Source organism: Burkholderia sp. YIM B11467 (assembly GCF_052952715.1).
In genome coordinates, this window is sequence record NZ_JBQVSQ010000038.1 from 1 (window position 1) to 584 (window position 584).

At 62.0% G+C, this 584-nt stretch carries 1 protein-coding gene; it reads right to left on the reverse strand.

Annotation, left to right across the window (positions count from 1 at the left end; genetic code table 11):
- Positions 1-584 (reverse strand): EF-Tu C-terminal domain-related protein (locus ACTRWB_RS38115; protein WP_446904918.1); only part of this gene is annotated, 584 nt, incomplete at both ends.

Consider the following 584-nt stretch of genomic DNA (forward strand, 5'->3'; position numbering starts at 1 on the left):
ACGACGCCGGCGCCGACCGTACGGCCGCCTTCGCGGATTGCGAAGCGCAGACCTTCTTCCATCGCGATCGGGGCAATCAGCTTCACCGTGATCGACACGTTGTCGCCCGGCATCACCATTTCCTTGTCCTTCGGCAGCTCGATCGAGCCCGTCACGTCCGTCGTACGGAAGTAGAACTGCGGACGGTAGTTGTTGAAGAACGGCGTGTGACGGCCGCCTTCATCCTTGCTCAGCACGTACACTTCAGCCGTGAAGTGCGTGTGCGGCGTGATCGAACCCGGCTTCGCCAGAACCTGGCCACGCTCCACGTCTTCACGCTTCGTGCCGCGCAGCAGGATACCAACGTTGTCGCCTGCTTGACCTTGGTCCAGCAGCTTGCGGAACATTTCAACGCCCGTGCAGGTCGTCTTCACCGTCGGCTTGATACCGACGATTTCGATTTCTTCGCCGACCTTCACGACGCCGCGCTCGATACGACCCGTCACCACCGTGCCACGGCCCGAGATCGAGAACACGTCTTCCACCGGCATCAGGAACGCACCGTCAACTGCACGCTCCGGCGTCGGGATGTACGTGTCCAGCGC